The organism is Euzebyales bacterium (assembly GCA_036374135.1).
Lineage (GTDB): Bacteria > Actinomycetota > Nitriliruptoria > Euzebyales > JAHELV01 > JAHELV01.
Genome location: DASUUK010000068.1, coordinates 115,054 through 122,466, shown reverse-complemented (window position 1 = coordinate 122,466; position 7,413 = coordinate 115,054). Strand labels below are relative to the sequence as shown.

Annotated in this window: 10 protein-coding genes; 2 read left to right on the top strand and 8 right to left on the bottom strand. The window is 70.2% G+C overall.

The window, feature by feature from the left end; genetic code table 11:
- Window positions 1-958 precede the first annotated feature (958 nt).
- Window positions 959-1,306 (top strand): SUMF1/EgtB/PvdO family nonheme iron enzyme, encoded by a 348-nt coding sequence (locus tag VFZ70_11875; protein ID HEX6256494.1) that lies wholly within the window; start codon window positions 959-961, stop codon window positions 1,304-1,306.
- A gap of 56 nt (window positions 1,307-1,362) precedes the next feature.
- Here the strand turns inward: VFZ70_11875 and VFZ70_11870 are convergent, their stop codons facing one another.
- Window positions 1,363-2,448, bottom strand: coding sequence for an RDD family protein (locus VFZ70_11870; GenBank protein HEX6256493.1), 1,086 nt, complete (start codon window positions 2,446-2,448; stop codon window positions 1,363-1,365).
- Window positions 2,449-2,537: 89 nt separating this feature from the next.
- Here VFZ70_11870 and VFZ70_11865 point away from each other — a divergent pair, with 89 nt between their 5' ends.
- Window positions 2,538-2,783: a hypothetical protein gene (locus VFZ70_11865; protein HEX6256492.1), complete on the top strand. Its 246-nt coding sequence runs from the start codon at window positions 2,538-2,540 to the stop codon at window positions 2,781-2,783.
- Between the two features lie 16 nt (window positions 2,784-2,799).
- Here the strand turns inward: VFZ70_11865 and VFZ70_11860 are convergent, their stop codons facing one another.
- The 7 genes from VFZ70_11860 to VFZ70_11830 all read right to left on the bottom strand — a co-directional run bounded on the left by VFZ70_11860 (window position 2,800) and on the right by VFZ70_11830 (window position 7,131).
- Window positions 2,800-3,342 carry a potassium channel family protein gene (locus tag VFZ70_11860; protein HEX6256491.1) on the bottom strand — a complete coding sequence of 181 codons (543 nt, stop codon included), beginning with the start codon at window positions 3,340-3,342 and terminating at the stop codon, window positions 2,800-2,802.
- A gap of 105 nt (window positions 3,343-3,447) precedes the next feature.
- Window positions 3,448-3,648 (bottom strand): hypothetical protein, encoded by a 201-nt coding sequence (locus VFZ70_11855; protein ID HEX6256490.1) that lies wholly within the window; start codon window positions 3,646-3,648, stop codon window positions 3,448-3,450.
- A gap of 151 nt (window positions 3,649-3,799) precedes the next feature.
- Window positions 3,800-5,272, bottom strand: a complete 1,473-nt coding sequence (locus tag VFZ70_11850) for a DUF2252 domain-containing protein (GenBank protein HEX6256489.1) — start codon at window positions 5,270-5,272, stop codon at window positions 3,800-3,802.
- A complete protein-coding gene (locus tag VFZ70_11845; protein ID HEX6256488.1) occupies window positions 5,247-5,870 on the bottom strand; it encodes a histidine phosphatase family protein in 624 nt (207 codons plus the stop codon). Before VFZ70_11845 ends, VFZ70_11850 begins: the two co-directional genes overlap by 26 nt.
- A 6-nt stretch (window positions 5,871-5,876) precedes the next feature.
- Window positions 5,877-6,176 carry an SHOCT domain-containing protein gene (locus tag VFZ70_11840; protein HEX6256487.1) on the bottom strand — a complete coding sequence of 100 codons (300 nt, stop codon included), beginning with the start codon at window positions 6,174-6,176 and terminating at the stop codon, window positions 5,877-5,879.
- An 11-nt stretch (window positions 6,177-6,187) separates the two neighbouring features.
- The gene (locus tag VFZ70_11835) at window positions 6,188-6,628 is read right to left on the bottom strand and encodes a DUF6325 family protein (GenBank protein ID HEX6256486.1); all 441 of its coding nucleotides are present in this window, start codon (window positions 6,626-6,628) and stop codon (window positions 6,188-6,190) included.
- A 14-nt stretch (window positions 6,629-6,642) separates the two neighbouring features.
- Window positions 6,643-7,131 (bottom strand): DUF1269 domain-containing protein, encoded by a 489-nt coding sequence (locus VFZ70_11830; protein HEX6256485.1) that lies wholly within the window; start codon window positions 7,129-7,131, stop codon window positions 6,643-6,645.
- Window positions 7,132-7,413 lie beyond the last annotated feature (282 nt).

Below are 7,413 nucleotides of genomic sequence, written 5' to 3'. Positions count from 1 at the left end.
CCTCCGAGACGTTCCAGGTCGCCGCCGAGACCCGCGCGTACCTTGCCGGGCACGGCGTCGACCTCTCGGGAGAGCAGCAGACCAAGACCCGCACGGCGCTCGAGTACTTCTCCGGCGCGCTGTAGTGGCCGCGAGGCGACGCCTCTCGACGCTGACGCACGCACACACAGGGATGGACACACCGCCCAACCTCGCTTCGATGGCATCGCGCCCACTCATCCGATGCGGGTGATGATCGAAACGCGCGCAGGTGCGATCCTCGCGAGTGACACCAGCGGCCCGGCGTCGATGCCGCCGCAGGACGCGAAGGCGCACGAGCAGTGACCGACATGAGCGCCCCGCCCGAGCCGCAGCCGCACGCGTGCGGCACCCCCGCGTCGACGATCGACACCGGGACTGCGACGGACCACGGCACGCCGGCCGCCCGACGCCCGATCGCAGCACCCGCGGGGATGGTCCGGCTCGAGGGTGGCATGTTCCTGATGGGCACCGGCGATCCAGGTGGCCACCCCGCCGACGGCGAGGGCCCCGTGCACCGCGTCCGCGTCGACCCGTTCTGGATCGACCCGCACACCGTGACGAACAGGGCCTTCCGCGCGTTCGTCGACGCCACCCGCCACCGCACCAGCGCCGAGGTCGTCGGATGGTCGTTCGTGTTCGCCGGTCTGCTGCCCGACGACCATCCCCCCACGCGTGGCGTGGCGCAGGCACCGTGGTGGCGCCAGGTGTTCGGTGCCTCGTGGCGTACGCCCGAGGGCCCGGAGTCGAACCTCGACGGACGCTCCGACCACCCGGTCGTGCACGTCAGCTGGCGCGACGCGCACGCCTACTGTGCCTGGGCGGGGCTGCGCCTGCCGACCGAGGCCGAGTGGGAGTACGCGGCGCGAGGGGGTCTCGTCCAGCGCAGCTTTCCATGGGGCGACCGCCTCGAGCCCGGTGGAACCCACCGCATGAACGTGTGGCAGGGCCCCCCTTCCCGGCGACCAACACGATGGCCGACGGCTACTACGGAACGGCGCCGGTCGATGCGTTCCCGCCGAACGGCTACGGCCTGCACAACATCACCGGCAACGTGTGGGAGTGGTGCGGGGACTGGTTCGTTGCCGGCTACTACCGCCACAGCCCTACACGCAACCCCGCCGGTCCGGCTCGGGGCACGCTGCGCGCGATGCGGGGTGGCTCCTACCTCTGCCACGCCTCCTACTGCCGCCGGTACCGGGTTGCGGCCCGGAGCGGCAACAGCCCGGGAAGCTCGACCGGCAACCTCGGCTTCCGTGCGTCGGGCCGATGGAGACGTAACCGCTGACCGTCAGCTCGCTCGCGCCTCTGCAGGCCGCCGCCGGCGCGCATGGGGCCCGGCAATCAGTCCCGTCCCCGGCCGGTGGGTTGCTGGACAGGTGCCGCGCGTTTCTCCAGCCAGCGCGCGAGCGGGGTCGGCATCGTCGCCGTGCGGGCGCCCCAGTCGTAGACGACCGTCGAGCCGGCGAGCACGTCGTGGAGCGCGCGTCGCTCGCGGTCGACCACGATGCCGACCAGGCCGAGCCCGAACAGCGCGAAGCTCAACGGCATGGTCAGCACCCGGATGAACGCACGACCGCCTGACACCGGCGCGCCCGCGCGGGTCACGATCCGAAGGCCGATGATCGCCATGCCGGGCGTGCGTCCGACGACAGCCGTGCTCGTCCACCAGTAGGTGAACAGCCAGAGCAGGGCGACCCCCGACAACAACACACCGCCGCCGCCACCGACGCCGAGGGTACCGAGCACGGAGCCCAGCGCCCCGCTGACGATCGTGAACGAGCCCACAGCGAGCGCCCAGTCGATCGCGAACGCCGCAGAGCGCGTGACGGCGCCCGCGTAGTCACCGTGCACGTCCTCGGCCGGCGTGCCGGGCAGCGGCAACCGCCTGTCGTCACCGACCAGCTCGGTCGGGCCGGCCTGCAGGCTGCGCTCGTCGCGGGACAGCAGCCGGGCGATGGCGCGCGCGAGCACCACGTCGACGCCCAGCAGCTGGCGGCGCACGACGTCCAGCGTCCGCTCCAGGACGCTGGTGGTGCTCTCGGCGACGATGTCGGGGATACCCGCGCGCTGTACCACCCGCTCGACGTCGACGCGCTCCAGCACCGCGTCGAGGTCCACCCGTCCCACGACCCCGTCGACATCGACCCGTCGCAGCAGCGCATCGACATCGACCCGCCGCAGCAGCCCATCGACATCGACCCGCCGCAGCAGCCCATCGACATCGACCCGCCGCAGCAGCGCGTCGATGTCGAGCCGTTCGACGATCTCGTCCGGGTCGACGACGTCCAGGACGCGGTCGCGCAACGACCCGGTGAGCCACCAGAACGGTCCGGCGTGTCCACGCTCGTGTACCGGGCCCGCACCATCGACCGCCACGAGCATCGACAGCAGTCCGACGGCGATCGCCCTACGGCTCGGATCGCTCACGTGTCCACCTCGCGGACGCACACTGGGCACGTCGACCGTACCCGGGTCGTCGCGCAGCACATCATCCCGATGGGATGCTTCCGCGCCGCATGGCGCCGGCGCCGGCCGCTGTCGACGCCGGCCGTCGCGGACCGGCCACGATCAGCGCCGCATCGGCCGACGGATCGACCCCGACGCCAAAGGTGTCGCGCACACGCCCCACGTCCGCTTTCCCCAAGGACGACCCGGTCCAATTCCGCTACCTGCTCGACGACCACCGGTGGGAGAACGACGACGCCGCGGACGCGTCCTGGCCGAGCATGGGCCCGGACAACTGCGTGGTGCTCACCGGCTGACCACCGCTGCAGACGGTCATGCGTCCCCGCGCGACCCGAGCTGCCGCTGGCGGTTGATCTGGACCGCTGCGACCACCACCCGGGCCAACCCTCCGAGCACGATGAGCCCGCCGATCATCTGGATGCTGACCGCGATGCGGGCGCTCTGGCTGATCGGCGTGATGTCACCGAACCCGACGGTCGAGAAGACCGTCACGGTGAAGTACAGCGCGTCGGTGTGGGACAGGCCCTCGCTGAAGGCGCCGGGGTCGTCGGCCACGAGCGCCAGGTACGTCGACGCGAACACCAGCACGAACAGCGGGATCGCGATCCCGAAGCCGGTGATCGCCCGCAGCACGGGGTACTGGGCACGCAGGACAGCCCGCACCAGCAGTGCTGCCACAGCGGCGAAGCCGATGACGCCGACCGTGAGCCAGATGAGGATCCCCGCGCGGGCGGACGGCTGCAACGGCAACGCGTAGTAGATCGCGATCAGCACGACCGCGGACAGTGCGACCTGCGCGCACGCCCGCAGCAGCAGCCGACGAGGCGCAGGCGCGAGTGGATCCGGCTGGGCCATCGCCACGACCATAGATCAGCCGGACCTGACGGTCATGCTCGCGGAGCCCAGAGGCCAGGCACGACACCCGCTCCATCAGTCGGAACCCTCTGACCCCGCCGCGGGCTACAGGGCGCTCAGGTCCCTGCCGTGCGCCGTCAGTGCCCAGATCACCGCGACCGAGATGGCGACGAACAGCAACGCCCAGATCGGGTACCAGGGGATCCACGCGAACGCGACGAGCATTGCGATCGACGCAGCATGGATTCCGACGATCCGCGCCCACGTCGTTCCCCTGAACAGCCCGATGCCCGCAGCGAGCACCACCAGGCCGACCAGCGCGTGGATCCAGGCCCACGTGGTGACGTCGAACTGGAAGATGTGCTCCTCACCGACGACATAGAACGTGTCGTTGAACAGCGCGACCCGCCCCTGTTCGCCGCGTTCGTGTCGGGTTCATCCCCAACCGACTCGGAGATCAGGCGGATTGGGCGTCGAGGCGTCCTGAGTCGACCGCCCTGCCGAACGCCTCGTGGTCCCGCTCGTTCTGGTCGGCATAGCGGACAGCGAACTCGGTGACCGCCGCGTCGAACCGTGCGCCCTTGCCGAGGTAGCTCGCGATCGCGATGCGGTCGCCGGACCGGGCGTGCGCGCGGGCGAGCGTCCAGCCGCACGCACGACCGTAGGCCTCCAGGGTCGTCGAGTTCATCGCGGCGACGTCGGCGGAGGCCTTCCAATCCCAGAGCTGCCTGACGTAGAAGTCGAACGACTGTCCGCGGACGTTGACACGTGTCCATCCCAGCAACACGTCGGAGGCCGCCTGCATCAGCCGCTGGCCCTCGACCACCCGCCGCCCCTCGTTGAAAAACACGCTGCGGCCGGCGTACGGAGCGAGGACCGATCGCTGCGCCTGCTTGAACTGCAGGACCAAAGGATCGCGCTCGTCACGGCCGAGCAGGAGCATGATCCACGCCCGGGTCCCCACGCTGCCGACCCCGACGACCTTGCGAGCGCTGTGGACCACGCGGTACCCATCCAGCAGCCGCCGGCGGTCGCGATCGAGCGACTCGTGGTAGCCGCTGAGTGCAGAACCCAGGACCTCTTCTTCGAGCTGTGCGTCGCCCTGCGAGATCTCTTCGATCGGGACGATGAGCGGTGGATCGCTCGCGATGCGCGGCTCACCATCGACCACATGGGTCAGCTTGGCGAGTGCGCGCATGCTGTCCTTCGTCCGCGCCTTCGCAACGGAGCGCTCGTAGCGCTTGCGGGCCCGGGCGTCGACATTCCACAGCACGCTCTGGCCGAGCTCGGCGTCGTCGAGCCGCGCGTACCACACCTCCAGGTGCGATCGTCCGGCGAGCGAACGCATCGCGGTCCGGTACGCACGGACCGCGCTCTCAGCCGCCCCGCGGCAGTCCCCCGCCGACAGGCCGTTGTCGCGTCCCGCGATCACCACGCTGGCCGCGAGCCGCTTGACGTCCCACTCCCAGGGGCCCGGGAGAGTCTCGTCGAAGTCGTTGATGTCGAAGACCAGGTCGCGGTCGGGTGACGCGAACCCACCGAAGTTCGACAGGTGCGCGTCGCCGCACAGCTGCGCGTGCATGCCTGATGCAGGTGTGGTCGCAAGGTCCGATGCCATGACGGTCGCGGCACCCCGGAAGAAAGTGAACGGTGAGACGAGCATGCGCCCGTACCTGATCGGCACGAGCTCGGGCACGCGGTCCTCAGCCTGCGCGGCGAGCAGCGCGACAGGATCCGGGCGGTCGGCCGCGCGCTTCCAGGTCGCGTGGGCCGATCGCGGCGCGGTCCCTCTGGCATCCCTGCCCATCGCGGCGCGCTCGTCGGGCACCAACCACGGTGACCCGCCCACACCTCTCCATGGGCCCGGGCCCGTGGTCGGCCCCGAGCCGGGCGTGACCCGACCGTCAGCGGCCGCCAGCATGTCTGACATCTCGGTCTCCCCTTCGGTCCCGAGCTGCACGTCCAGCGGTCTGACGCCGCCGTCGACGCAAGCTCGCGCTGCGGGGCCCTGCGACCAACCCCAAATCGTCCTCGGCCAGACCCCACGCCGTCGGCCACGCGAGCGGGGGGAGGAACCGCGCTCGGAACGGACCTGTACCGGTCCGGTGCAGAATCCAGGTGGCGCCCTTCGGCCACACCAGCGGTTCGGCCACCACCAGGCCACCCGCGAGCAGGATGGGGAACAGGTCGGCGAGGACCTCGCCGTGGGTGCACAGGACCGCCCGGTCCGCGGCGTCGCCGATGAAGGCAGCAATTTTGGCCGCGTCGGCACCGACCCCGAGCATGCCGGAGTGCTCGATCGCCAGGCGCCGTCGCTGCGCGACGGGACGCACCGTCTGCTCACAGCGCAGTGCGGGACTCGACAGGACCCGGTCGATGGGGAGATCGTCCAGGCGGATGACGAGACCGGCAGCCTCGCGCTCGCCCTGCGGGGACAGTGGCCGGTGCAGGTCGACGTCGTGCCAGGTCGCCTTGTCGCTGGCATGGGCGTGGCGGACCAGGTAGACCATGGCACTGGGCCGACTCATGAGGCGTCAACTCCCGAGGATCCGCGCCTTCTGCGACGCGAACTCGTCCTCGGTCAGCACACCGTCGTCTCTGAGCTTGCCGAGCTGTTGCAGTTGCGTGATGACGTCGGTCTCCGTCGGCGCGGCCGCCGGCGGAGGTTGCGCCGCATCCACCTGCTGCTCGTACGCCTGCTGTCGCTGGGCGTAGATCCCGGCGTCACGCTCTGCGAACCGCTCGGCCTGACGGCGCTGCACGCGCCCGCTCACCGCCGAGGCGGTACCAGCGATGACCGCCGTCCGGGCGACTCCCCGCAGTAGTCCAGGCATGGTCTCCTCCTTCAGTCGGTGGCTTCGAGGGCGTCGAGCGCGTCCATCACGTCCGGCGCGGGGATCCGCGCGCTCGCGATGAGCTGACCGCCGGCGTCGCGCGCCGCTGCGATGAACGGGATGGCCCACGCATTCTCATAGACGAGCAGTGCCGCGACGGTCCCAGGCTTCATCGCGTCGGCGGCCTGCCTGGCATCGTCGTCGCCGAGCAACCCCGATCGCGCCCCGGCGAAGGCGCTGAAGCCTCCCACCTGGTCGGCGGTCAGGTCACTGAGCTCCACACCCGAGACCGTGCCATCCTCGTCCTTGCGGATGACGAGCAGGTCATAGACCCGGATGACGCCCATGTCGACCAGATCCATCACCGCCTCGGCAGCAGCGCCGGTCATGCGATCGGCGGGGAACTCGAGCAGCACGAAGTCGACGGGACCGTGGATGGCTGGTGTGGACATGGTGGCCTCCTTGCTCACTCCTGCTCGAACGCGCGGCGCAGCCTGTCCTCGTCGTCCTTGGACAGGTTCGTCGCGATCAGGTCCATCTCGGTGCCCCGCAATGCATCCATGATGCGGTCTGTGACGGCATTGCTCGTCAGCAGGAACAGGGCGGACGTGCTGGGCGTGACCTGGTCGCGCACCTGCTTGATGAAGTCGTCGTCGATGCCGACGTCGACCAGGCTGCCCGACAGCCCGCCCAGACCCGCGCCGACGGCAGCGCCCAGCAAGGGCACGAAGAACAGCAGTCCGAACAGCATCCCCCAGAAGGCACCGGACAGTGCGCCGGCGCCGGCCATGCTGTGCAACTGCTCGGTCTTCGGCTTGGACTTGTCGGCGGGCCACTGCACGATCGCGGCGTCATGGATCACGATCAACTGCTGCCGTTGGAGGTCCTGGAGCTTGTCCAGCACCTGGCGAGCGCCGTCGACGGTTGGAAGCTTCACAGCGGTCAGGGTTGCCACGGACGTTCCTCTCGCATGAGATCAGGCGTCTGAGAGATGCAGTCGCACCGTCGCCTACATCACCTCGATCGGGTCAAGCCAGCGGCCAGCGCCACCGAGGAACGTCGCCGCGGGGACCATCACCGCTCGGCGGCTATCGCTGACCATGAGCACCCTGCCGGCGCCGTCGGGTCACCAGTCCGCCCACCGCAGCGACCGCCGCGACCGCCGCGGCGATCTTCATAGCCTTCATGACGCTCCCTTTCGGTTCTCGAACACGGCCCATGGCCGCCCTGAGCTGTC